Here is a 26690-nt window from a genome sequence, read left to right as displayed (position 1 = left end):
GACTTAAAGAGAGAATGAATAAGGAGGAGCTATGAGAAGAATACAACTTATTATAGCTTATGATGGAACAGATTATCATGGCTTTGCTAAACAGGAACATGCAATAACTATACAAGGAACTGTAGAAAATGCAATTTATAGTTTAACGGGTAAGAAAGTAGACTTAGTAGGGTCAGGGAGAACAGATGCTGGGGTTCATGCTAAAGGGCAATGCTGTATTATTGATATTGATACACCTATTCCAACAGAACGTTTTGCTAAAGCGCTTAATAGCAGATTACCAAAGGAAATTGTCATTAAAGAGGCAAGGGATGTAAAATCAGATTTTCACCCACGTTTTATGGCGAAGAAGAAGACTTACCGTTATCAGATTCTTACAAGTAAAGTGAATGACCCGTTTATAGGAAAGTATTGTTACTTCTATCCTTATAGCTTAGATATAGAAGCTATGAAAGAAGCAGCACGTAGAATAGAAGGCACACATGACTTTAAATGTTTTTGCGCTTCTGGAAGTACAGTCAAAGATACAGTGCGTACAGTTTATAGTATAGAAGTACATGAGCAAGATGATATAGTTTACCTAGATGTATGTGGGAATGGTTTCCTTTATAATATGGTACGTATTATTGCAGGAACACTCATTGATGTAGGAAGACATAGACTAACTGCACAGACTATTGAAGAGATGCTCGAAAAAAGGGACCGTACATTAGGTGGTCCAACAGCTCCACCAGAAGGTCTTACCTTATTAGAAGTGTACTATGATGCCGCGCTTCGTTATGAACAGACATAAAAAATTAATTAATGAGAAAAATTTTATACTTATTAACAAATATAAAGAGTTATAAACAATTTATATATAAAAATGTGGATAACTTTTAAGAAAAAATGGTTAAATTGTGCATAAATAAATCGGACCTAGTCTCTTGACAGTCCAAGTCACCTATACTATAATGTAATTTGTGTTAATAAGCCCACTTATAGAATCCAAATGCCCCGGATTTTATATCAAATAGACGGTTTAACTAGCGAAGACTAGGCCGAAGGAGGGAATTTATATGAGAACAACATACATGGCAAATGCTCAAAATGTTGAAAGAAAATGGTATATTATTGATGCTGAAGGTCAAACAGTAGGTAGACTTGCAAGCCAAATCGCAGCAGTATTAAGAGGTAAAAACAAACCTACTTATACTCCACACGTAGACTGTGGTGATCACGTAATCGTAATCAACGCTGAAAAAGTAGTATTCACAGGTAAAAAACTTGACCAAAAATTATACAGAAAACACTCTGGATACGCTGGTGGTTTAAAAGAAACTAAAGCTCGTGATATGCTTAACGAACATCCAGAACGCGTTGTTATGTACGCAGTAAAAGGTATGCTTCCTAAAAACTCTTTAGGTAGACAAATGCTTACAAAATTACGTGTATATGCTGGAACAGAGCACAATCATGAAGCTCAAAAACCAGAAGTACTTACATTCAAATATTAATCGTATCGAGAGGAGGCAATACAAATGGCAGCAGTTAGATATTATGGAACAGGTAGACGTAAAAGCTCAGTAGCACGTGTATACCTTGTACCAGGAACAGGTAAAATTACAATCAATAAGAGAGATATCGAAGAATATTTCGGTCTTGAAACATTAAAAGTTATTACTCGTCAACCATTAGTACTTACAGAAACATTAAACAAATTTGATGTTAGAGTAAACGTATATGGTGGAGGAACAACAGGACAAGCTGGAGCTATCCGTCATGGTATTAGCCGTGCGTTACTTCAAGCTGATGGTGAATTCCGTCCAGCTCTTAAAAAAGCAGGCTTCTTAACAAGGGACCCAAGAATGAAAGAAAGAAAAAAATACGGTCTCAAAGCTGCGAGACGTGCACCACAGTTCTCAAAACGTTAATTTTTCAAAGTCAATCCTTTATGGATTGGCTTTTTTATCTTTAAAAATAAGGATATAAGAAAGAGGCTATCAGTCTATCATCTTATATAAGATGAATAGAAGCAGATAGCCTCTTTCTTATTTAGTAGTTTAATGTATAAAGCCTATATATTATTAGAGTAGTCCACCATCTAAAGTAAGAATTTGCCCTGTCATATAGCTGGCTGCCTCACTGGCTAAGTAAAGACAGGTTTTAGCTACGTCTTCAACTTTACCAGTACGGCAAAGAGGTACTTCATCAACAAAAGCATTTTTATCTTCTTCAGAGAAGTGAGCATTCATATCCGTATCAATCCATCCGCAAGAGATGGCATTCACACGAATATTAGAAGGGCCAAGTTCTTTGGCAAGGGCTTTAGTGAAACCATTTAGGGCACTTTTACTCGTGCTATAAGCTACTTCGCAGGAGGCACCTACGTTACCCCAGATAGAAGAAATGTTGATAATGCATCCTTTGTGCTGACTAATCATAGAAGGGACTGCTAAGTGAGAGCAGTTATAGGCGGAAGTCATATTAATTTCCATTACTTTATGCCATATATCTGGTGTTGTATCTGTAAAGAGTCCTACATGGCTGATTCCTGCATTGTTTATAACAATGGTAGGATAGCTGCCAAGTTTTGTATAGGTAAAGTCAAAAAGTGCCTTTGCAGTAGTATACTCAGATACATCGCCTAAGAAACTATAGACTTTAAGAGATTCTTCCTTAAAAGAAGTAGTTGCTTGATCCAAAGCTTCCTTATTATGTGCACCATTAAGAATGACAGTAGCACCTGCTTTAGCAAAGTGGTAGGCAATAGAAAGGCCTATGCCTCTAGAAGAACCTGTAACAAGAACGATTTCGTCATTAAAGTTCACTATCATCGCCCCTTAAATAAGCAATTTCTTCTTTATATAAGTTAGTTTTTTTATCAAGCCAAGGTGTTTCTAAAATGAAAGGTCTACCTTGTACAGCTGGGTGATGAACAATTTTATAAAGTGTCTCACGGCCAATGTGATCTTTGCCCTTTGGATTATCTTCACCAGCACCAAGATTCGCATGACGGTCTTTGCGTGCGCCACGCACATTTAAAGAGCCATTAATATGGAAGACTTTTAGTTTATCAAGACCAATAATGCGGTCAAATTCTGCAATAACTTCATCAAAGTTATTAATGATATCATAGCCACTATCGTGTATATGGCAAGTATCAAAGCAGACACCGATTTTATCACTATATTTAACACCATCAATGATGGCTTTAAGTTCTTCAAAGTTACGACCTATTTCACTTCCTTTACCTGCCATTGTTTCAAGACAGATAAAAGGTTTAGTATCTTCTGTAATAACCTCATTAAGGCCATCAATAATACGTTGTGTACCATATTCAAGTGTTTCTGTAGTGAAAGAGCCTGGATGAAGTACAAGGTAGTTAGAACCCATCTCAGTTGTACGTTCGATTTCAAGTTTTAAGAAGTCACGAGCAAGCTGATAAGTATCTTCTTTGCAGGAAGCAAGATTGATGATATAAGGTGCGTGGATGACAATATCATCTAGACCATAAGCTTTCATAAAAGCTTGCCCTTCTTTAACTTTAAGTTTCTCCATAGGAGAGCGTTTTGTATTTTGAGGTGCACCTGTATAAATCATAAAGGTATTTGCACCGTAAGAATAAGCTTCTTTAGCTGCGCCTAAAAGGCCGCCAGACATAGAAACATGAGAACCTATTTTTAGCATGTATTATCTCCTTTTAATATTAGAATATATAAAATATTTACAACAAAATAGCTGTATAGTATACTGAAATGAAAGTATTCCTAAATTATAGTAACATAAAAAGCCACACATTATAAGGGATAACATAAGGAATAAAGAATAAACTAGGGGGAGTTATAAAATGTCTCGTTTGAGTGGAAAGAAGGCAGGACTTAAAATCTTTTTGATAGTAGCACTGATTACTTTTGTATTATGCGCAATGGTCACTATAGCAGGAGTAACGGCTTATTATGCTTTGGTGTATGATAAGGGCAATACAAGTGTCCATCAAGCAGAAGATGAAGGCATAGAGCCACAAGAAACGCCACAAGCTGAGATGGAAAGTATACAGCCTAGTGAGGCTAAGAAAGATGACAGCAAGACAGTTGCTATTTTTGGAACGGATAAGGCAGGGAGTTTGACAGATGTTATTTTAGTAGCGCATTTTAAGAGTGAAACCAATGAAGTGAATATCCTTTCTATACCACGTGATACAAAGGTTGAATGGACTAAGGAGCAGACTAGTATATTGCCTAAAGCACACCAGTGGGTGAGGGTCAGTAAAATTAATGAGATGACAAGCTGGGGAAGTATAGATGATATAAGACCTCTAACCATTGCTACACTAGAAAAGTTGTTAGGCGTTAAGATTGATCATTATGTGGTAGTCAATTTAGATGCTTTTAGACAGATTGTGGATGCTATTGGTGGAGTAGAAGTAGATGTGAAACAGCGTATGAAGAAGGACGATTATAGCCAAGGTTTACATATTGACCTTTATCCTGGTGTGCAGGTTTTAGATGGGGAGAAAGCAGAGCAATTTGTAAGGTTCAGGAGTTATCCTACAGGAGACCTAGGTAGAATAGAAGCACAGCAGCAGTTTTTAGAAGCTTTTGCAAAGAAAGTGTTATCACCTGACATAATTACTAAAATACCTAAAATTGTACCTATTTTATTCACATCTATTAAGACAGATGTAGGATTAACGGAGATTCCAACCTATTATCCTTATTTGAAAGAATTTAGTATGGATAAGTTACATTTTAGCGTATTACCTGGAGAAGCGCATGAGGAGAATAATCTTTCTTATTTCTTCCCAGATTTAGATGCGGTATGTACTTTAGTACAGGAACTTTTCTTTTAATAAAATAAATATAATTTTTAAAGAGGTGTCAAAATATTGATATCTCTTTTATTTATTTTGTTCATAAATTGAGTCTATAATAGAAAAGATAAAAAAATGCTGGAGAGAGACAATTTATTTTTGGCAGATTTTGTGCTATTATAATGCATGATGTATAATTACAATTTAATTTGGCATGAAATGGATAAAATTTTCGACACAGGGAGTGGAACGAATGAGTACTAAAGGTACTAAGAAAAAGTTGAATAAGAAGAAAAAGCTAGCAAGGACTTTTTTAAGAGCCATGCTAGGTACAGGTTTAATATGTATTATTGCCATTGTAAGTTTAGTGGGCTGTTATAATTACTTTTTTAAAGAAGAGGGTACAAGTAATAAACCTGGAAAAAATCAAGGTGCTACAAAGAAAGAAGAAAAGCTGGAGGATATCTATAAGAATGTTGCCGTATTTGGTGTAGATAAAGATGGATACCGAACAGACGTTATTTTCGTAGTCAACTTTAATAGTGAAACCAATAAGGTAAAAGTACTTTCAGTACCAAGGGATACAAAAGTAACTTGGTCAGAAGAACAAAAACAAAGTTTACGTGATTTAGGAAAAGGCGTTAGAACTGTATCTAAAATTAATGAAATGACAGCTTATGGCGGAATTGAAAATATTAGAGATTTTACTATTAATGAATTAGAGCGTATGTTGGGTGTAACAATTGATAATTATGTCATTGTTAATATTAAAGCATTTAATGAAATCGTAGATGCAATTGGTGGGGTAGATCTTTATGTACCGCAAGATATGAAGCACACTGACTATGCTGGAGAACTGTTTATTGACTTAAAAGAAGGTCAACAACATTTAGATGGAGATAAAGCAGAGCAGTTTGTACGTTTTAGAAGTTATCCAAATGGAGACGTAGACCGTGTAGCAGCTCAGCAAGTATTTTTAAGAGCTTTTGCAGATAAACTACTTAGTCCTTCTATTATTACTAAGATTCCAAAGCTCGTAAGTATTGTCTTTAATTCTATTACAACAGATATAAACTTAACTGAGATCCCACAATATTACCAATACATCAATAACTTTAATGGGGAGAACATATCTTTCCACATCCTTCCTGGAGAAGGACGCTATGAAGGGGGAGCATCTTATTTCTTCCCAGATTTAGATGCACTTGATGCCGTAATACAAGAGGTATTCTTTGATACTGTACCTGCAGGTCAGGAGCCAGTAGAAGAGGAAGTTGTCATAGATAAAGAAGTATCTATTACTATCCTAAATGGAAGCGGTATTACAGGTGCAGCAGGACGTGCTCGTGACCAGCTTGTAGAACAAGGTTATACAGTAAGTGAAGTTGGGAATTATCAAACACATGATGTAGTCACAACCATGGTGATTGCTAAAGATGAAACAAAAGCTAAGCAGTTTTTAACTTATTATCCAAATGCACAAATTACACAAGATGAAACCATTGCCACAGATATTCAAATTGTAATAGGAACTGATATAGAAACAAGTGTAGAATAAAATATAAGCTATAAAAGAATAGATTATAGAGCAATAGTCTACAAGCAGTAGATTAGAAGCAATATAGAATAAAGTAATAAATTATAAAGAGGGCAGTTAAGGAGGGAACAAAATGAAGGCAAGAAAATTATTACTATCTTTTATGATAGGGAGTGTAGCCTTAGGAAGTACTTATAGCACTTATGGTGCAGTACTCCATGAGATTACTCAGTCTCAAACTGTAACAAATGGGGCAACACATATTTCTAAACAAGTGCTGACAGATAGTGGCTGGCAAGATTTAAATATCTTAAGAATTGATTTAAGTAATGATAATGTGGTATTAAAGCCTATACAGTCTTCTGTTTTAGGAGAACGTAATACAATTATGAATTTAGCGACTAGTGCAGGTGCCTTAGCAGCAGTTAATGCAGACTACTTTGATATGAGTACAAAGACACCGGCATTTGGGCCTTCTATTAGTGAGGGGAGCCTTAACAATGCTTATCATAATGACTACTACACATTAGGACCACAAAAATATATGGGAACGCTTATAGTAGATGAAGAAGGTCAGGCTTCTATGGATTACTATAGTGTGAAAATGTGGGTAGAAACAGATGGACAAAAAGCTTTCGATTTATCAAGTTATAATAAAACACCATCTAGTATCCGAACACCTTTTGTTATTGATAGAACTTACTATGTAAATAATGCAGCACTTATTAGCAAGTATCAGCAAGTAGGCCTTTATACTGTTCTTATTGAAGAGGATACAGTCAGTTACATATCAGGATTAAATGAAGTAGTAGAAATACCAAAAGACGCCTACGCTATTATGATTAGTGGCGATACTTTTAGTAAATACATACCTTATTTAGAAGAAGGTAGTGAAATCGTACTCCAGCAAGTTATTACACTTAATAATGAAATTGTGGAGTCAGTTAGTGACTTACAAATGGGTATTGGTGGAGGTGGTCTTATTCTTAAAAATGGACAAGCCTACCAAGGTCAAGCTCATAAAGTATCTGGAGATAAAAAAGAACCTCGTACTATTGTAGCTAATACTTATACACCAAATGAAGTGTTACTGATTACCATTGATGGTAGAACCAATCAGTCTTTAGGTGCGAACCACACAGATCTTATTAAGATTTTACAAGAACTAGGTGCTAAAGATGCTATGTATTTAGATGGTGGGGGCTCTACAACTATGGTTGTAAGAAATGAGGGAGATATGAACCTTACGCTCCAAAATAAGCCATCAGGTGGTTCGCAAAGAAATGTAGCGAATGGTATAGGTGTATTTTCAACTAGGCCACAAGGTGAACTGGCTAAAATAATTATTGAGCCTTCAAGAGAACGTACTTTTGTAGGAGAGAGTGTTCCACTTATACTAAAAGGTGTAGATGAGAATGGGAATTCGGTAGTTTTAAGTAGTAAAGATGTAAGCATTCAGGTAGCTGGTGTCACAGGCAATTTTAATGGTCTTAATTTCACACCTGAATCAGAAGGTGATGCCCTTATTATGGTAACAGCAGGTGATGTGACAGGAACAGCTGAGATTAAAGTAACAAAGCCAACAGGTTTAATTATAGAGCCCGCTACGTTGCAAATGGATGAGCAGACTACAAAGCAGGTTCAGGTATATGGTGTAGACCAAGAGGGCTATAAAGTACCTATTACACCAGAAAAGATTAAGTGGACAAGTGAGAGTGGTCAAGTAACTGCAGTTGGTAATAGCATAACAAGTACCAAACGTAGTGTAGACCGTTTAAATGCTTCCTATGCGGGCGTTACAGGTAAACTTAATGTAGTAGTAGGTGAGACAACAGTAGCTCTTGAGTCTTTTGAAGAGACTACAGGTAAATGGGCAGCAAGTAGTAAAGCTGTAGAAGGAAAAGTAGAGGCCTCTAAAGAAATTAAGTACCACGGTAATCAAGCCATTAAAATGACTTATACCTTTAATAAAGATGCCAATAAACAAGTTGCTTATACAGTATTTGAGAAGCCAGTAGTTATCCCAGACGATGCAAGAAGCCTTAACATGTGGATTTATGCTAATGGACAAGGCGATACACTGAAAGTACAGGTTGAAGATGCAAATGGGCAAGTTCATTATTTAAAATTAGCTGATTCTTTAAGTCATAAAGGATGGAAGTATATGAGTGTCAACTTACCAGAAGATATGAAGCTTCCAGCTAAAATGACAAAGCTTTATGCTTATACTTCAGGTAATACACAGAAACGTACAAGTGCAATTTATATAGACCATGTTTCTATTACAAGAGGGCAAAGAGATTTAGCAGGGACAAGTACACGCTTAGATTATCAGTTTGACCCACTTTATAAGCCAAACCTTCAAGCACCAGTAGGAGATCAGTATGTGGTTAAAGTAACAGGTCCAACAGCTCTTACAGGTCTAACACATAGTGAAGAAACGCTTAAGAAGATGGCAGATAAGCTTAATAAAGATGCATCAGCTATTATACAGGCATCAAGTAGCAACTTACCACTAGCCCTTACAAAAGAACTCTATACATATGCAAATAGCTATAGCGATGTAGCCTTTAAAGATATAGAATTCATTTTTGCAGGAACAGATGGTGGTGGTATACGCCAAACAAGTGCTAGTCAGTGGAATATGTTGAAGCAGTCCTTAGAGATGGCACAGGCAAACAATATTATTTTAGTCATGAGTAGAAACCCACTTACGCAGTTTAATGATGCGAGAGAAGGACAGGCACTTCATGATTATCTTAAAGATTATAAAGCAAAGACTGGTAAAAACATCTTCGTCGTAACAACTGGAGGCCAGACAAAAGAAGTACGACTTGAAGAAGGTATTAGATACATAAGATTAAATGGCCTTGCTACACCAACAGATAAACTTACCGATAGTGAATATTTACTCTTCAAAGTTGTAGATGGACAGATTTACTATACATTTGAATCAATGATGTAAAAAGTGGGGAGTGGTTACAATACCCTCCCCATTTTTTACAATTTAAAAGATACAGGGTATTAGATTCATAAGCCTAAAAGGTGTAGGTATGAAAAGTTTATAAAAAAGTATATGACAGTAAAGAGTAAAAGAATCAAGTAAGAACTTGATGAAATAAAACGATAAAATAAAAATCTATAAGACAAAGCGAAGGATAAACAAAGGAGGGATCTACCCATGACAAAAAAAATGAAACTTGGTATGATTATGCTTGCTACACTTGTAGTAGGTTCAAGTGTATATGCTGCTAAAGGTGATGCAGGAAGCTCTAATGATCCACTAGTAACAAAAAGCTATGTAGACAGCAAAGTTACACAATTACAAAAGACAGTTGAAGTACAAGCAAGTATGATTGATTTATTAACACAAGAAATCAATAATATGGGTAAAGAAGAAAGTAGCAGCTATGAGGTTGTAACCGTACCAGCAGGACAAAGCATTGTAGGTAAACAAGGAACAGAGATTATTGTACGCTCTGGAAATGGACAGGTCCTTGCAAGTGATGGTGGTGGCCTTCAAGATATGACAGAAGGAACAGATTTATTAGGTGGAAGTGAAATTCCTAAATATCATTTAGTGATTATTCCAAGAGAAGATGGCAGAGGTATTTATGCCACAAAAGACTTAATAGTTATGGTGCGAGGCGGGTATAATATCCAATAATAATGGATTCATACGGAGGAAGAAATGAAAAATCAGACGAAAATTATAATAAGTAGTTTAATCATTTTATCCCTACTGATATGCGTATTTGTAGGTGTAAAACGTGTTAATGTGGAAAGTGATTATAAAGATATACAAATTGCTATTCGCTATAATGATATATTAAATATTGCGAAACAGACAAATGAACCAATTGAGAATGTACTGAAGAAGTTTAAGGACTTAGGTGCAAATGCTTTATTTGTAAGAGAAAATACAGTTATTCCTGCAGCAGGAAGCGACTTTATGAATTTTAAAGAACAAGGTAGAGCAACTGTCTATGAAGGTTATGAACTTGAAAAAGTATACCCAGATAGCGAAAATATTAAACGTTCTAACATCTATATCGAAGCTTACGACAAAGAGGCTTTTGATTTAATTTATAATAATTTAACGCTTAAAGGTATTAGTGCGTATAAAGCTGTTATTGATGGCGAAGATTATATTGAGTTAACAGTACCTATGAGCATCTTAACATCACTAGGTGTAGGGTATAACTATGGAGACTTACAAATTGCCGCAGACTTAGGTTATGTGATTTTACCACAAGTTAAATCTTGGGACCATGTATCTGATGAATCTATTGCAAGCTTTATTGCGCAGATTGAAGCTATTCCTAACATAGGTAGTATCTACTTTGCAGATAGTAGTATAGTAGAACCAAACAATTCTCAAATTATTGAAATGGTTAAAAAACATGGCTTAGGCTTTGTAGAGTTCTTCTCCGAAAAACAAAAAGGCTTTGGTAGCTTGGCAAAAGCAAGTAGTGAAAATGGTACAGCTTTCGGTGTAGAAAGACTTCATACTGTAACGGATGCACAAGTTAAACAATATACAACAGACGGACTTATGGATCGTTATATGTTAGCCCTTACAGAACGTAACTTACGTGTCTTCTTATTTAAGATGCCAAATACTTTAGATATTCAAAAAGATGCAAACTTCTTAGCAACAAACATTCAAACATTTAGAGATTTAGCACAGAGCAAAGGTTATACCGTAGCAGATGCTGTAGAGCCTTATAACTTACCAGTAGGTAACTACGTTTTAAGTATTTTAGCAGGGATTGCATCAATCTTAATGTTTGTTCTTTTATTAGATCGCATGGAGATGATAAAGGTAGGTTATATTTTAGGTGCATTAGGTCTTATTGGATATGCAGGACTTCTTAAATTATCACCAAACTTAGGTCTTAAACTCATGGCACTCTTTGGCGCAGTTATCTTCCCAACGTATGGTGTACTGAGTATCTTAGATATCAATGAGCGTTCTATGAAGGATACCATCTTAACTTTCCTTAAAGTATGTGCTATTTCATTTGGTGGTGCCCTTACTATTATTGGTACTATTTCTCGTACAAGCTTTGGCTTAGGCATTGATATTTTTGCAGGCGTAAAAGTAGCTATGCTTCTTCCTATTGTTCTTGTTGTAGCGATTGCTTACTACCAACGACATGGCTTAGATTTTAAGTATTACAAAGAGCTTTTAAGTAACAAAGTAACTTATCTTGCGCTAGGTTTACTTGGAATTGCAGCTGTTGTACTTATGATTTATACATCAAGAACAGGTAATACAGGCAGTATTTCAAGCTTTGAACTTGCCTTTAGACAGTTCCTTGATACAACACTTGGTGTAAGACCAAGAACAAAAGAGTTCTTAATTGGACATCCAGCTATGATTATTATGCTTTATTACGGTTATAAAGAAAAATATATTCCATTACTTGTACTCGGTATTATTGGTCAAATTTCTTTAGTTAATACTTATGCACATATTCATACACCTGTTATGATTTCTCTCATAAGAAGTGCTTACGGTATTGTATTTGGTCTAATAATTGGTATGATAGCAATATATGTGATTAAACTATTAGGCAAGGTGATGAATAAATGGATCGTAAAAAATCAGTAGTTATTTCGGGCTATTACGGTTTTAACAATATTGGGGATGAAGCAGTACTTTCATCCATTGTTACAGCACTTCGTAAGCATATACCAGATGTACACATTATAGTATTATCTAACGCACCAAGTCAGACAAAGGCTTTTTATGGTGTACAGGCCATTAATAGATGGCAGATTAAAGAAATTGCAAAAGCTATTAAAGCAAGTGATTTACTTATTAGTGGCGGTGGAAGTCTGCTACAAGATGTAACAAGTAATAAGGTTATTCCTTATTACCTAGGCATTGTTAAAATAGCTCAGTTCTACAAAAAGCCTGTAGTGTTCTATTCACAAGGCGTAGGTCCGGTTGCTAAAGGTCTAGGTAAATGGCTCGTTAAAACAGTAGGGAATAAAGTAACTCAAATTTTTGTAAGAGATGAAGGGTCTAAAGCCCTTCTTGAAACAATAGGTGTAAAGAAAGCACCGATTACAGTTACCATAGATCCAGTACTTGGTATTAAAGCTAAACCAGAACTTGTGGATAAACTTGCACCAAATCTTGTAGCAGGCAAAAAAGTAGGGATTTATATTAGGCCTTGGAAAAATGATAAGGAACTTGTGGATAAGCTAAAAGAGGTATCAAAATATATAGTAGATAGGGGATATGACCTTTATCTTATGCCAATGTATCATAAGGAAGATCTAAGTATTTCAGAAGAGCTTGCAAGTGATCTTGGTGAACATGTTCATGTCATTAGTCAAGAAATGACTATTGATGAAGTAGTAGCTTATACATCTCAGTTTGATTTTATATTAGGTATGAGACTACACAGTCTCATTATGGCTCATGCAGTAGGTGTGCCAATGATTGGTCTTTCTTATGACCCAAAAGTTGCAAGCTTCTTAAATGAAGTGAATGCGCCATATTGTGTAGATGTGGATAACTTAAATGTTACAAGACTTAAAGAATATATTGATAGACTTGTGGATAATTTTGAAGAGGAAAAAGAACGTATTTTCAAAATGAACCAAAAGAAAGAACAAAAAGTAGAATTGCCAGCAGAATATATTAAGCAGCTGCTTGGTTAGGAGGTAAACATGAGAGATACTATTAATGTTTTAGATGTCCCAGTAGACCGTATCACCATGGAGGAAGCAACAAGACGTATCAGTGAATTTGTAAACTCTACAACGTATCATACTGTTATTACTCCAAACCCTGAGATTGTCATGCTGGCAAAGGATAATCCAGAGTTTAAAGCCGTTATGAAACGTGCAGATTTAATTGTGCCAGATGGGATTGGAGTTGTACTTGCTTCAAAAATTTTAAAAAATAGTTTACCAGAGCGTGTCGCAGGATTTGACCTTGTGCAAAATACAATGAAGCAAGCTGTGGATAAAGGATATCGTTATTATTTCTTCGGGAGTAAGCCAGGAGTTGCTGATTTAGCAGCGGAGAAAATGCGTAGCACCTATCCTGGTATTCAAATTGTAGGGACGCATGACGGATATTTTACAGAAGAGGATATTCCAGCTATTATTGAAGAGATTAATAATAGTAATGCCAATATTTTACTTGTAGCATTAGGTGCACCAAAACAAGAATTATGGATGGATAAATACAAAGATCAGCTGCCTCATATTAGGGTGGCTATTGGTGTAGGAGGTAGCCTTGATGGTATGGCAGGCGTTGTAAAAAGAGCACCTGAGTTCTTCCAAAAAGTAGGCCTCGAGTGGTTCTATCGCTTAATGATGCAACCAACACGTGCAAAACGTATGTTGGTGCTTCCTAAATTTGTTATGGAAGTCTATAAAGAGAAGTACCATAAAAAGTAACAAAATTATGGGGAAGTTAATGCATTTACGGTGCAGGTTAGCTATATGGAGTAGAATATGACATAAAAACATGCTTAGGATTGAGGGTATTTCCAATAAATGTAAAATACTTTTAGGACTATTAACTAAAATAAAATTAGGGATTTTAGAGAAATAGCGAATAGCATGGACTCCTAAAATATAGTATATTTATATTATTAAATAAGTATTGTGTTTTTGCACATAGGTAATCACAAATAAGATCATATTAAGCCAAGGGGGAAAAATCATGGCAGAATTAAAATTAAATAATATTTACAAACGTTATCCAAATGGATTCGTAGCAGTAAAAGATTTCAATCTTCATATTCAAGATAAAGAATTCATCATCTTCGTAGGTCCATCAGGATGTGGTAAATCAACTACATTACGTATGATTGCTGGTCTTGAAGAAATTTCTTCAGGTGAACTTTGGATCGGTGATAAATTATGTAACGATGTTGCTCCAAAAGATCGTGACATTGCGATGGTATTCCAAAACTACGCTTTATACCCACATATGTCAGTATATGACAACATGGCTTTTGGTCTTAAACTTCGTAAAACACCTAAAGACGAAATCGAACGTCGTGTTACAGAAGCTGCTAAAATCCTTGATATTGACCAATGCTTAGATCGTAAACCAAAAGCATTATCAGGTGGTCAAAGACAACGTGTTGCTATGGGTCGTGCTATCGTTCGTGAACCAAAAGTATTCTTAATGGACGAACCTTTATCAAACCTTGATGCAAAACTTCGTGTACAAATGAGAACAGAGATCTCTAAATTACACCAAAGACTTCAAACAACATTCATCTACGTAACACATGACCAGGTAGAAGCTATGACACTTGGTACACGTATCGTAGTATTAAAAGATGGTATCATCCAACAAGTTGATTCACCAACTAAATTATATTCAAAACCAGAAAACTTATTCGTAGCTGGTTTCATCGGTTCACCACAAATGAACTTCGTTGAAGCTAAAGTAGTAGCTAATGGTTCAGATTTAGCTCTTGCTTTCGGTAATGCTACAGTTGCATTACCACAAGAAAAAGCTGAAAAATTAAAAGCTGGTAACTACGTAGGTAAAGAAGTTATGATGGGTATCCGTCCAGAACATATGGCAGATATGGAAACAGTAGGCGATCATGAAAAAGCTAAATTCGCAGTTATTTCTGCTACAGTAGAAGTAACAGAAATGCTTGGTTCTGAAACATACCTTTACATGGTATGTGAAGGCCACAATGTAACAGGCCGTGTTAACCCAAGCTGTAAAGCTAAACCAGGTAGCACAATTGCTATCGGTATCGATACAACTAAAGTTCATATCTTCGATATTGAAACACAACTTACAATTACAAACTAATTTATTAGTGCATAAAAAGCCTGCTCGTAAGAGTGGGCTTTTTTTAATAGTTTCTAAGAAAGGTGTAAATTTATTGATAAAAGGAGGCTAGCCACTTTTTTTTTATACTAAAATAGGATAAAATAAGATATAATGCGATAAAACTATTTTAAATTGATAACAAGTTGGGAGCTGATAGATGTGATTTCGAATCAAATTTTACAAAACACCATTGACGGCCTTAAGAATATTACAAGACGTGATTTTAATATACTAGATGCTGAAGCTAAAATTGTAGCAACAACTATTGAAAATGGTACAACAGAATATGTACCAGAAGTAGAAGCCTTCATTAATTCACATGCAGATAGTCAAGAAATGCAAGGCTTACATTATTTTAAAATTTATGATGAATATTTAGTAGAATATGTACTTGCTGTAAGTGGCGCAGATGATGAAGCTTATAAATTAGGTAAGCTTGCTGCGTTCCAAATTAAAAGCTTACTTGTAGCTTATAAAGAAAGGTTCGACAAAGACAACTTTATAAAGAACTTACTTTTAGATAATCTTTTATTAGTAGACATTTATAGTCGTGCTAAAAAATTACACATTGAAAATACTGTACCACGTGTAGTAATTTTAATTGAATCTAACCAAAGTAAAGAAGGCAATATTTCGGAAGTATTAAGAAATATTTTCCCAGACAAATCGAGAGATTTCGTAACAGCAGTAGATGAACGTAGTGTAATTTTAGTAAAAGAAGTAAATTCAGGAGAAGAAACAGAAGTAGATACTTACTCAAAAATGATTTATGATACATTAACTGCAGAAGCTATGAGTAACGTGCATATTGCAGTAGGTACAATTGTATCTGATCTTAAAGATGTTTCTAACTCTTATAAAGAAGCAAGTATGGCACTTGAGGTAGGTAAAATCTTCAATTGTGAAGATCATATCTCAACTTATTCAAAATTAGGAATTGGTCGTATCATTTATCAATTACCATTACCACTTTGCAAAATGTTCATTCAAGAAGTCTTAAAAGGTAAAAAAGTAGAAAACTTTGATGAAGAAACACTTATGACTGTAAATAAATTCTTTGAAAACAGTCTGAACGTGTCAGAAACATCAAGACAACTTTATATCCATAGAAATACACTTGTGTACCGTTTAGATAAACTTCTTAAAATGACAGGTCTCGACCTTAGAAAATTCGACGATGCTATTGTATTTAAAATTACAATTATGGTAAGCCAGTACATGGAATATATGGAGAGACAAAATACTGGGAAGCTATAAAGTGGGGGGAGCCAAATGATTTACTTAAATAATGTCTCTAAAACCTATCCTAATGGAACAGTAGGGATTAAGCCCACTTCACTAAGTATTGAAAAAGGAGAATTTGTCTTTATTACAGGAAATAGTGGTTCAGGCAAATCCACCTTACTTAAACTGATGCTAAAAGAGATAGAACCTACACATGGTAAAATTAGTATAAATAATAAAGAGATTACCAAGCTAAGACGTAGACAAGTTCCGTATTTAAGAAGAGACATTGGAGTTGTTTTTCAAGACTTTAGGCTTTTGCCAAATAAGACAGTCTATGAAAATGTAGCATTTGCTATGCAAGTTGTACAGGCAACTAATAAAGAGATTAGAAGAGCTGTGCCCGTTGTACTTGGACTTGTAGGGTTGGCTAAAAAAGCAAGATGTTACCCACATGAACTTTCAGGGGGGGAACAGCAACGTACAGCCATTGCACGTGCTATTGTCAATAATTCGCCTATTTTGATTGCAGACGAACCGACAGGAAATCTAGACCCAGCAACATCGTGGGAGATTATGACTTTACTTCAAGACATTAATCTAAGAGGGGTTACAGTTATTGTGGCAACACATGAGAGAGAAATTGTAAACGTGATGAAAAAACGTGAGATAGAAGTAAATAGCGGTATGATTGTAAAAGACATCTATGAGGAGGGCTATGAGGATGAAATGGAATACCATCAAGTACCTCTTTAAAGAAGGGATTCTTGGGCTATGGAAAAATCGCCTTATGGCACTTGCATCCGCAGGGACTATAGTGTTGTGCCTCCTCATTTTAGGTATGTCCTACTCCATAGCTAAAAATATTGAGTATATTATGCATCAAGTAGAGACTCAGCTAGGCATTTCTGCTTATGTTAATGAAGAAATAGAGGAAGCAAGGCTTACAGAGATTGCAGCGCTCATTAAGAATACGCCTCATGTCAATGAGGTGACTTATGTATCTAAAGAAGATGCGCTTAAAACTTTCGCTCAGGGACAAGAAAACGATACGCTGTTTGAGCAGTTTAAAAATGATAACCCATTACCAGCTTCTTTTGAAATTAAAGTAGATCAAATAGAAAATCAAGATCAAGTTGTAGCCAAATTAAGTGCAATACCAGAATTACAAGTAGAATACTTTAAAAATGAGTCTAAGATTTTTATGAATGTGAATAGATCCATTCAGCTTGTATCTACTGTTATTATTGGATGCTTAGTTATTATTGCACTTCTTTTGATTACTAATACCATTAAGTTAACTGTCTATGTAAGACGTAGAGAGATTAATATTATGAAGTATTTAGGCGCTACAGATGCCTTTATCCGCTTACCTTTTGTAGTGGAAGGTGTGCTTATTGGGATTATTGGCTGTATGATTCCTATCTATGCTATTAAAGAAGGGTATCAGTTCTTGATAGAGGTTATGGGAGATTCATTAGGAAGTTTTATGGGTGGAATGCATCTTGTACCTAGTGCGCAAATTATGCAAGGGCTTGTTCCTATCTTTGTTGCTATTGGTGTAGGGATCGGTATGATAGGCAGTGCGATCGCCATCCGTAAACACCTTAAGGTATAGGGGGCATAGAATGAAACGAAATGAATTAGTCTTATGGATGACTATTATTGCGGTAAGTATTATGCCACTTCAGGCTTCAAGTATAAGCAAGAAGAAAGACGAGCTAGAGGCTACTCAGCAAAGCATCAAAGATTCCAAGAATCAGCTTGAACAAGTAGAAGCAGAAAAAGCGCAGCTAGAAAAGGAAGTAGATGCGCTTGATAGAAAGATTATAAATGCTGAAGAAAAACTTTTAGCCATCGAAAAGGATATGGCAACAAAGAAAGCTCAGGTACAAAAAGCAGAAAGTGAATTAGCCGATGCTATAAAGAAAAAAGAGTATCAGTATGAAGCTACAAAAGAGCGTATGGCTCAGATGTATAAAAATAAAAAATCTGGCTACATAGAGCTGATTTTTTCATCAGGAAGTTTAGGCGAGTTGCTTAATCGTACTAAATACATAAAAGTTATTTCGGAATATGATAATCAGCTTTTAGAAGAATATAAACAGCAAGAAAAAGTGATTGAGAATAAAAAGCAAACACTTGAACAAGAAGAAACTGAAATTAAGAAACTGTATGCTAACCAAAGTTCAGCTATGAAAGAATTAGAAAGCATGCGAGCAGATAAAAATGCTAAAATTAAGGCCAAGGATTCTAAGGCAAATAGTCTAAATGCAGAAATCGATGAGATGGAAGCTATTTCTAAACAGTTGGAAAAAGATATTAAAAGGCTGACGGAGAATAGCACAGTAAAATATAGTGGTGGAAAGTTTGAATGGCCTGTGCCAGGATACTATAGAATAAGTTCAGAATATAATCCACGTGAAAATCCTGTACTAAAGATTCCAGAATTTCATCAAGGTATTGATATACCCGCACCATATGGCAAACGCGTTAATGCAGCAGCAAGCGGTAAAGTTATTGTAGCTGGTTGGGTAAATGGATTTGGTAATACAGTTATGATTGATCACGGAAGTGGTATTGTAACTATATATGGACATAATTCCTCTGTAGTAGTTGATGTAGGTGATCAAGTCAGTAAAGGCCAACAAGTAGCCAAAATTGGTAGCACCGGACGTTCTACAGGTAATCATTGCCACTTTGAAGTCCGCATCAACGGCAGCCACACCTCCCCGTGGAATTATTTAAAGAAATAGGGACGGTTCATAAAGATTAATAAAAATATACACTATTAGAATGAAAAATTTAGGGTGAGTGCAAAATTAACATTCTTAAATGTATATGAAAGAGTTAAGATATAAATTTGAACATAGGAAATAAACCTGTATGAGCAGTAAGCTTATAGAGGTTTATTTTTCTATTGAGCATTAAGATGAATAAAATCTTCAATAATAGAAATATGACTTGCAAGATATACGCCGTGATTAATAAGAGAGGATATACGTGATATAGAAATATTACCAAGCAACTTACTAATAGCTTTATGGGATAGATTTGAAAAGGCATGGAGCATAAAACAAGTTAATGCACGTAAGGTTGTATATTCATGAGAATACTTCATATAAATATATTTAGGAGAAACATTAAGATAGTGAGCTACATAGTTAATAATAAGATCTGGGGATAATAGGCGGGGAATGTACGTTCTAGTAGTATTAGATTGTGACATATAGAAAGGAATTTCGACATCTTTAATAATAGAAGTATCTATATCATGACTAATAAAGCTATAATATTGTTTTTTGTTTATAGTTTGATTTAATCCTAATAAGGTGACTAAAAAAGAAGAATCGAGAATTTTAAATCGATTGCAACCTTGCATGTAATCAATTAAACTATTATAAGGATAGTTTATTAATTTATTATCCTTACCTAAGAGATCTTTGGGATTGGCATGAATATAACTACATACATTAATGAGGTATTTAGTAGAATCAATGATTTTACTTTTAAATCGGTCCTGAAACACAGGACCACGACGATTATATTTATTATTGTAATGGATAGAGTAGCAAAGATTTAGGTAATGCATAACTTTAGAAATGTCACTCCCAAAACAATCAATAACTAGATGAGCATGTGTATTCATAAGTGCAAAAGCATAGAGTTTAAAGTTAAATTTAGCCTTGGCCTTTTTAATAAGGGCTAAGTAAATTTCTTTATCCTCTGTATCATTAAATAATTGAATTTCTGAGATAGAATGAACCATAATATGAAACATACTATTATTAGTTTTAATACGTGCAACTCTAGGCATATAAAGGAATTCCTTTCTATAAAAGATATTAGAGTATTACCAAGAAATAAGAGAAAGATTCAATAAATAATAAAAATGGATGAACCGTCCCTAAGGAGGTAGGCTAGTGGAGAAAAGAGGATGGATGGGTGTTGGCGCTGGTATTTTAGTTGGGGTTATAAGCGTGGGCACTTTATATGGAATAAGTTATTTAAATAGTAATGGTCAAGGTGGAGTTATAGCTGATTTTCAGAAGGTACCAGGGCTATTAAATAAGGGGGCTTATAATCAAACGAAAGCTAAGGCGCTTAGTGAGGTTATTCGTACAGCATATATTGGGGAAACTAATAATGAGGATATGGTTGAGGGAATTTATAAAGGCTATGTGTATGGTGTAGGTGATGGTTATACGACTTACCTAGATGCCGATAACTTTAGCAAAGAAGAAACAGAAGAGCAAGGAAATTATATTGGTACAGGCATTCGTTTCACATGGGGGATTACGAACCAACATTTAGTCGTAACGGATGTAGTGCCTAACTCTCCTGCTGATCAAGCAGGTATTGTAGTAGGAGATAAAATCTTTGAAATTGATGGCATCAAGGCCATGGGTTCTAACGATACAAAAATCTATGAAAAGTTAGCCTATACAGGAAACAATCCGGTCGAATATGTGTTTATGAATAATGAGGAGACTGAAACCAAAACGGTTCAGCTTGTAGTAGATGTAGTAGAGGTTAATCTAATTGACTCTAAGTTACTAAAAGATCATATTGGTTATATTGAGCTAAGCGGCCTAGTAGAGGATACACCAGATTTATTAAAGCAATCTATTGATCAATTGCTTAGTGATGGTGCTACACAGCTGATTTTAGACCTTAGAAGTGCGTCAAGTAGCAACTGTGAAGCTGTACAAGCTTTGACTAATCTTTTTATCGGTAATGAGGAGGTCTTTTCTGTAAAGAACAAAGATGGTTCAGTTACGCCTTATAGTACTACAGAAGCTCTTTATGATATACCGCTAGTAGTCCTAACGAGTACATTTACTGAAGGTGTTATAGAAGCTTTCCCAGCAGCTGTGCAGGCTTTTGATAGAGGCCTTGTAGTAGGTGACAAGACAGCAGGAAATGGCACAACACATATACGTGTTCCTTTAGAAGATGGCTCAGGCCTTTCTATCACTACAGGTATTGTATTAGATGCTACAGGTAATCAAATTATGGATGAGGGCATTACACCAGATGTTGCACAGAAAACTACTACAGATAATACATTAGAACTTGTTACAACAGGTATGTTAAAACTGGAGAATGACGTTGTAGTGCAAAAAGCAATAGAGGTACTAAAATAAGGATAAGAATTTACAGTTTGACGTAACCTATCATTAATTCATTTTAAGGATGTGATACAAAGTGAAACAGAAAAGTTTTATAAAAGGTACAGCAATTGGCTTTGTATTATCAACAACTATCTTATTTGGGATGACAGTATTTGCAGACAAATATGATTTTATTGATAAAAAGATTGAAGTCATTGAAAAAACATTAGACAAATATTATGTTGGTGAACTGGATAAGACAGCGATGGAGGAAGGCATTTATAAAGGGCTTGTATCTTCTGTGGGTGACCCGTATACTACTTATTATACAAAAGAAGAATTTGACAGTATTATGGAAAAGACAAGTGGTGTCTATGCAGGAATTGGTGTACAAATGATGGTTGACCAGACAGATAATACTATTCTTGTAACAGATGTATTTGAAGGTTCTCCTGCAGAAAAAGCGGGTATGTTATCAAAGGATAAAATTGTAGGAGCAGAAGGGCAGCCCCTCACAGGAGATGACTTTAATGAAGCACCTAAAATTATTAAAGGTAAGCCAGGAACAAAAGTTACTGTGACTGTCTTTAGACCTTCAACCAATGAAACATTAGATTTAGAAATGAAGCGTGAAAATGTCATTTATCCTTCAGTCTCACATAAAATGTTAGAAGGGGATATCAATTACATTAAAATTAGTTCCTTTGAAGAGCTTACCTATGACCAGTTTAAAGAAGCATTAGATGAAGGTACAAAAGCTAACGCTGAAGGGCTTATTATTGACCTACGTGATAATACAGGTGGTCTTTTAGATGTAACAGTTCAAATAGTAGATGAACTCATTCCAGAGGGAGTTATTGTCTCAACAAAAGATAAAAATGGTAAAGTCAAAGAAATGACTTCAGATGATCAGTATGTAGATATACCTATTGTAGTACTTGTTAATGAAAGAAGTGCAAGTGCTTCAGAAGTTTTATCAGGGGCTTTAAAAGATCATAATAGAGCTATTCTTGTAGGTAATCGTACATTTGGTAAAGGTATTGTGCAAACCATTATGCCGCTTACAGATGGATCAGCTATTAAAGTAACAACTTCTCAATACTTTACTCCAAGTGGTGTGTGTATCCAGGGAGAAGGTATTGAACCAGATTATAAAGTGGATTTAGCACCTGAACTTATGATAAAAGCTAAGTTAGAATACAATGAAGACTTACAGCTTCAAAAAGCTGTAGAGGTATTAAGAGAGCAGATTCAATAAGGTAGGGGGCTAACTATGACGGCTTTTGTACAGTATGCTATACTGTATATGGCTAGGAAAATGGGGCTCATATTAGGAGACCCCATTTTTTTTATTATGGTCTTATATAGCATAGTTGTGTACAAAAGACAAATAGAAAAGATAAAGGGAAAAATCCCTTTCAAATATTTAGTTGGTGCAATTGGACAAGATTTGATAGTAGGGATATTCATAGGTATTATAGGAAGCTGTCTTCTATCTTATAAGGGAATCAATTTTGAAGTAGATACTAATATTTTAGTTTTAATACCTATTGCCTTTTTACTTATTATGATACACCCGAGATTTGGTTGCTTTTCTTATGTGATTCCAGTAGCTTTTATGATAGAAGGGGGAATGCGAATTATAGGAGGAATTTTCTATCAACTCAATTATCCCATGCTCGTTAGCCTAGTTGGAATCTTACATATTCTAGAAGGTTTACTGGTTATAGCAAGTGGCTGGCATCATGCTTATAGCGTACCTATTTATGAGAATAAGAAATTAGTCACTTATAAGATGATGCGACATATATGGATTGTGCCTTTATTTTTTAATCTATTAGGGACATCAACGGTTGTACCTCTTTATGCGCTACTAGCCTATGGAGATCATGCTAAAGTACGTTCAACTAAAGCGCAGTCCTTCCTTACAGGGTGTCTTATCCTTACATTTGGACTTATTCTTACTTTACTTGGTTATTACATACATCCAAAAGGTTTACAGGCTAGTGGCATTATCCTGCTTATGCCAGTGTTACATGAACTTATTTTTATGGTAGAAGAGTACTGTAATAAGAACTAAGAAGTAGGAAAGAAGATAAGGGCTAAGCGAGAGGATGGAAGTAGGCAGGAAGATAAGCAAAAGGATAGAAAGTAAGTAGTAAGTAAGGTAATAAAGAATCAATAACTCATAAGAAAAGGGAGTGCTACAAAACTGAGTATAAACTCGTTTTATAGCACTCCCTTTAGAATGTTCATTTCTTATTAAGCATACATGTCCATGTGTAAGATAATTTATTTTACATGCTCATGGTTTCTTAGATGATCCATGCAGTACTCATAGTTACCATTACATTTTGAGCAGTATCTAAATTCCATATCTGGATCGTCTAATTCTGTTTTACCACAGACATGACATTTGTGGAAAGCTACTTTAATAGGTGCACGTTTTTCTGCATCTAATTCACGTTTAGCAGCTCTAAATTGTTTTTGCCCTGCTAGCCCTTTGCGACGTAATTTCTGATGTTTAAGTGCTGGATACGCAAAGAAGATGAAGTATCCAAGTAAAGAAGAACAGATTAAAGCAATTGTAGGAAGACCACCAGTAAGCATTTGCATACCTAAAATCACAAAGTAGAAGACTAATAAGTATTTTGCCTTAAATGGTATAAAGAAGTATAAATAAAATGTTGCATCAGGCATAAGTGTAGCAAAGGCAATAAATAAAGATAAATTAATGTAGTAAGCAAGAGAAAGTAATCTAATATCGAAGATGAAACATACAGCAATTGTCGCAATAATGCTAGAGAAGTAGAATACATTGAAGTTAAAACTTCCGATAATACGTTCAATTTGATTGCTGATAGAGTAATAAATAAAGAGCATTAAGATAAACCACAGTGGATTGAAGTCATCTGGTACAAAGATAAAGGTAATAAGTCTCCAAACTTGTCCAGATAAAATTAAATCCCTATCAAATACAAGTGCACTTAAAATGCCTGGGCCTAGTAAATTAACGGCTAAAAACACGATAGCTTGTAAAGATAAAATATACAGCATCAAATTGGGAATAGCATATTTACCAAACTTTTTTTCAAGCTTATATAACCATTGCATAATGATGAAAAGTCCTCCTTAAAAATATTTAAAGTACATACCATGTACATATGGTATAATTATAGTATTAAATTATGATAGTAATATAAATAATTCTGCTTCAAGTATAGCATAGGAAAAAATGAAGTAAAAGAGGGAATAAGAGAAGAAGGAGTAGTATACAATGAAAACAAATAAAGAAAAGTTTAAGAGTATGAACAGTAAGCAAAAACTAGAGTATATCTGGGAATATTACAGATTTACTATATTAGGTACAATAATAGGTGTACTTTTAGTAGGGAATCTGGTCTATACTATGCTTAAGCCAAAACCTAATTTTGATAATCACCTTATTGTAACAGCTATGATGACCCTTGATACAGATAAAGAAGAATTAGATAGGGCTTACTTCAAGGAAAACTTTAATTCAGATATTTATTATATTCCTGCAGACTGGAGCGTAACAGACCAGGCAACGATTGTAAATGACCAAATGATGATGCTGAAAATACAAGTACGAGAAGCAGACGTTTTTGCTATGTCTCAGGCACGTTTTGACAGATATATGGAGATAGAGGGCTTCGACCCATTTATGCCACTTGAAGAAGTCCCTGAATTTAAGCCAATACTTGAAGCACATAAAGACCAACTTCTTACAGCTAAAGGTGCAGAAGATGGTAAAGAACATGTTTATGGTATTAAAATCGAAAAGTCCAATGCCTTCCAAGGTGCTACCATTTTAGAACCTCTTGTAATTTCACTAATCAATCCACCTAAAAATATGGAAAAAGCTTTAGAGGTGGTTAATTACTTACTTCAATAAAGATGGAGGAATAAAGATGAAGCAAATAGAAACTTTAGGTCTTGTAGGAGGAAATCTCCTTGCAAATATGATTTGTATAGAAGCTAAAAAAAGATGTATTAAAACAGTTCTTCTTGAACCTGAACTTAATAATATAGCAGGAGAAGCTTGTGATACACATATTACAGCACCTATTACAGAAGATACGATTAAAAGACTTGCTCTTAAAACAGATGCTATTATTTTATGCACAGGTAATCCACCTGTTCTATCATCCAAATTTATGAAAGAGCATGTGATTTACCCAAGTGATGACGGTTTACAACTTATAGGTAACCGTGTACATCAGCTTACAGCAGCTGAGCTTTGTGAGGTACCTACACCTAAGTATTATCACCAAAATAACAAGCTTACATTCTTTAAACAAATGGAACAAATTGAACTTCCTTTTAGACTGTATCAAATTTATGAAAATCGTTATGATGTACTTGATGTATACACAAAAGATGATTTAGAGAATTTCTTATTTGAAATCGATGAATCAGCTGTTGAATGGCTTATTGAGGAAATCAATGATTATGATAGATTCTTAAGTGTTACAGCATTAAAAGCTGGTGATAAAGTATGCACTTATCCAGTACAGGAAGAAGCTTTAAATGATGAAGCTGTGAAATACATTTATATGCCAGCAGATGTTTCAAAGGCCATGCATACAAAGCTTTCAAGATATGCTAAGAAAATTTTAAAAGATAGTGAGACAGAAGGCCTATTTACCTTTAAATTTGGCGTTAAACGTAACCGTCAAGTAGAGCTTATGTATATTAATCCAGGTATTACAGTAGGTGATATTGCTACAAATCATTATACAGATTTATCCGTTTATGAGCAGCTCCTTAATTTAATTCAAGGATTACCTATAAAAGAGGGTGAAGTCATTAAGCCAAGCACAACAATAGTAATTAAAGAAGAGGATACAAAGAATATTCCTAAATTCCCATATCATCACTATCATTTAGATCGTTATAATAAACTGCCAGTCAGTTTATATATAAGTGAAAGTGTTATAAAAGAAGAGAAAAAAGAAGATTAGAATAATGTCTTGGCAAGTAGAAATAAAAGAGACTCTCACATGACTTATAATAAGTTAAGTGAGAGTCTTTTTTATAATTAACTAGCAGCTATATTTTCTGAGATTTATACAAATAATAAAAGCATTAGTCATGGACATAAGTGAAGCGAATACAAAAGTCTGTCTTTAATAAAAAACTCATAAAGAGTAGAAAAAGGGAAACTTC

Annotated in this window: 24 protein-coding genes; 20 read left to right on the top strand and 4 right to left on the bottom strand. The window is 34.8% G+C overall.

The features are described from left to right. Positions 1 to 31 precede the first annotated feature (31 nt). From truA to rpsI, 3 genes are all read left to right on the top strand, one after another. Positions 32 to 793: a tRNA pseudouridine(38-40) synthase TruA gene (gene truA / locus H8718_RS08860; RefSeq protein ID WP_249332636.1), complete on the top strand. Its 762-nt coding sequence runs from the start codon at positions 32 to 34 to the stop codon at positions 791 to 793. A 265-nt stretch (positions 794 to 1058) separates the two neighbouring features. Then, on the top strand, positions 1059 to 1496 hold the full coding sequence (rplM, locus tag H8718_RS08855) for a 50S ribosomal protein L13 (protein WP_177670755.1): 438 nt from the start codon (positions 1059 to 1061) through the stop codon (positions 1494 to 1496). A 24-nt stretch (positions 1497 to 1520) separates the two neighbouring features. Then, positions 1521 to 1913 carry a 30S ribosomal protein S9 gene (gene rpsI, locus H8718_RS08850; RefSeq protein WP_177670756.1) on the top strand — a complete coding sequence of 131 codons (393 nt, stop codon included), beginning with the start codon at positions 1521 to 1523 and terminating at the stop codon, positions 1911 to 1913. 153 nt (positions 1914 to 2066) lie between these two features. Here the strand turns inward: rpsI and ymfI are convergent, their stop codons facing one another. Both ymfI and H8718_RS08840 read right to left on the bottom strand, forming a co-directional pair. Then, positions 2067 to 2816 carry an elongation factor P 5-aminopentanone reductase gene (ymfI, locus tag H8718_RS08845; protein WP_249332635.1) on the bottom strand — a complete coding sequence of 250 codons (750 nt, stop codon included), beginning with the start codon at positions 2814 to 2816 and terminating at the stop codon, positions 2067 to 2069. Then, positions 2800 to 3669, bottom strand: coding sequence for a deoxyribonuclease IV (locus H8718_RS08840; protein WP_249332634.1), 870 nt, complete (start codon positions 3667 to 3669; stop codon positions 2800 to 2802). Before H8718_RS08840 ends, ymfI begins: the two co-directional genes overlap by 17 nt. Before the next feature lie 160 nt (positions 3670 to 3829). Here H8718_RS08840 and H8718_RS08835 point away from each other — a divergent pair, with 160 nt between their 5' ends. From H8718_RS08835 to H8718_RS08780, 12 genes are all read left to right on the top strand, one after another. Next, entirely contained in the window at positions 3830 to 4831 is a 1002-nt protein-coding gene (locus H8718_RS08835) for an LCP family protein (protein ID WP_249332633.1), read from the top strand. A gap of 214 nt (positions 4832 to 5045) precedes the next feature. Beyond that, a complete protein-coding gene (locus H8718_RS08830) occupies positions 5046 to 6350 on the top strand; it encodes an LCP family protein (protein ID WP_177670762.1) in 1305 nt (434 codons plus the stop codon). A gap of 112 nt (positions 6351 to 6462) precedes the next feature. Beyond that, the gene (locus tag H8718_RS08825) at positions 6463 to 9294 is read left to right on the top strand and encodes a phosphodiester glycosidase family protein (RefSeq protein ID WP_249332632.1); all 2832 of its coding nucleotides are present in this window, start codon (positions 6463 to 6465) and stop codon (positions 9292 to 9294) included. A gap of 216 nt (positions 9295 to 9510) precedes the next feature. Beyond that, positions 9511 to 9996 carry a hypothetical protein gene (locus H8718_RS08820; protein ID WP_177670766.1) on the top strand — a complete coding sequence of 162 codons (486 nt, stop codon included), beginning with the start codon at positions 9511 to 9513 and terminating at the stop codon, positions 9994 to 9996. Between the two features lie 24 nt (positions 9997 to 10020). After that, positions 10021 to 11946: a DUF5693 family protein gene (locus H8718_RS08815; protein WP_249332631.1), complete on the top strand. Its 1926-nt coding sequence runs from the start codon at positions 10021 to 10023 to the stop codon at positions 11944 to 11946. Next, positions 11925 to 13007, top strand: a complete 1083-nt coding sequence (gene csaB, locus H8718_RS08810; RefSeq protein WP_249332630.1) for a polysaccharide pyruvyl transferase CsaB — start codon at positions 11925 to 11927, stop codon at positions 13005 to 13007. Before H8718_RS08815 ends, csaB begins: the two co-directional genes overlap by 22 nt. Before the next feature lie 9 nt (positions 13008 to 13016). Then, positions 13017 to 13754 carry a WecB/TagA/CpsF family glycosyltransferase gene (locus H8718_RS08805; RefSeq protein WP_177670772.1) on the top strand — a complete coding sequence of 246 codons (738 nt, stop codon included), beginning with the start codon at positions 13017 to 13019 and terminating at the stop codon, positions 13752 to 13754. 268 nt (positions 13755 to 14022) lie between these two features. Beyond that, the gene (locus H8718_RS08800) at positions 14023 to 15141 is read left to right on the top strand and encodes an ABC transporter ATP-binding protein (RefSeq protein WP_177670774.1); all 1119 of its coding nucleotides are present in this window, start codon (positions 14023 to 14025) and stop codon (positions 15139 to 15141) included. 180 nt (positions 15142 to 15321) lie between these two features. Further along, entirely contained in the window at positions 15322 to 16419 is a 1098-nt protein-coding gene (locus H8718_RS08795; RefSeq protein ID WP_249332629.1) for a PucR family transcriptional regulator, read from the top strand. Positions 16420 to 16434: 15 nt separating this feature from the next. Beyond that, complete coding sequence (gene ftsE / locus H8718_RS08790; protein WP_249332628.1) at positions 16435 to 17142, top strand: cell division ATP-binding protein FtsE; 708 nt, start codon at positions 16435 to 16437, stop codon at positions 17140 to 17142. Further along, the gene (ftsX, locus tag H8718_RS08785) at positions 17111 to 18004 is read left to right on the top strand and encodes a permease-like cell division protein FtsX (protein ID WP_249332627.1); all 894 of its coding nucleotides are present in this window, start codon (positions 17111 to 17113) and stop codon (positions 18002 to 18004) included. Before ftsE ends, ftsX begins: the two co-directional genes overlap by 32 nt. Positions 18005 to 18014: 10 nt before the next feature. Next, a complete protein-coding gene (locus H8718_RS08780) occupies positions 18015 to 19142 on the top strand; it encodes a murein hydrolase activator EnvC family protein (protein WP_249332626.1) in 1128 nt (375 codons plus the stop codon). A gap of 161 nt (positions 19143 to 19303) precedes the next feature. On the opposite strand, the gene H8718_RS08775 is transcribed toward H8718_RS08780, so the two are convergent. Further along, positions 19304 to 20203: a transposase gene (locus H8718_RS08775; RefSeq protein ID WP_249332625.1), complete on the bottom strand. Its 900-nt coding sequence runs from the start codon at positions 20201 to 20203 to the stop codon at positions 19304 to 19306. Positions 20204 to 20309: 106 nt separating this feature from the next. On the opposite strand from H8718_RS08775, the gene H8718_RS08770 reads away from it, so the two are divergent. From H8718_RS08770 to H8718_RS08760, 3 genes are all read left to right on the top strand, one after another. Next, positions 20310 to 21533, top strand: a complete 1224-nt coding sequence (locus H8718_RS08770; protein ID WP_249332624.1) for a S41 family peptidase — start codon at positions 20310 to 20312, stop codon at positions 21531 to 21533. Positions 21534 to 21594: 61 nt separating this feature from the next. Continuing rightward, a complete protein-coding gene (locus tag H8718_RS08765; RefSeq protein ID WP_177670787.1) occupies positions 21595 to 22758 on the top strand; it encodes a S41 family peptidase in 1164 nt (387 codons plus the stop codon). 15 nt (positions 22759 to 22773) lie between these two features. Then, positions 22774 to 23580 carry a hypothetical protein gene (locus tag H8718_RS08760; protein ID WP_249332623.1) on the top strand — a complete coding sequence of 269 codons (807 nt, stop codon included), beginning with the start codon at positions 22774 to 22776 and terminating at the stop codon, positions 23578 to 23580. Positions 23581 to 23792: 212 nt separating this feature from the next. Here the strand turns inward: H8718_RS08760 and H8718_RS08755 are convergent, their stop codons facing one another. Next, positions 23793 to 24614 (bottom strand): rhomboid family intramembrane serine protease, encoded by an 822-nt coding sequence (locus H8718_RS08755; RefSeq protein ID WP_249332622.1) that lies wholly within the window; start codon positions 24612 to 24614, stop codon positions 23793 to 23795. A gap of 163 nt (positions 24615 to 24777) precedes the next feature. On the opposite strand from H8718_RS08755, the gene H8718_RS08750 reads away from it, so the two are divergent. After that, positions 24778 to 25416 (top strand): hypothetical protein, encoded by a 639-nt coding sequence (locus tag H8718_RS08750; protein WP_249332621.1) that lies wholly within the window; start codon positions 24778 to 24780, stop codon positions 25414 to 25416. Positions 25417 to 25432: 16 nt separating this feature from the next. Then, complete coding sequence (locus H8718_RS08745) at positions 25433 to 26485, top strand: ATP-grasp domain-containing protein (protein ID WP_249332620.1); 1053 nt, start codon at positions 25433 to 25435, stop codon at positions 26483 to 26485. Positions 26486 to 26690 lie beyond the last annotated feature (205 nt).

Source organism: Zhenhengia yiwuensis, from assembly GCF_014384995.1.
Taxonomy (GTDB): Bacteria; Bacillota; Clostridia; order Lachnospirales; family Cellulosilyticaceae; genus Zhenhengia; species Zhenhengia yiwuensis.
Note: the sequence above shows the minus strand (reverse complement) of the source record. Positions and strands in the feature narration are given on the sequence as shown.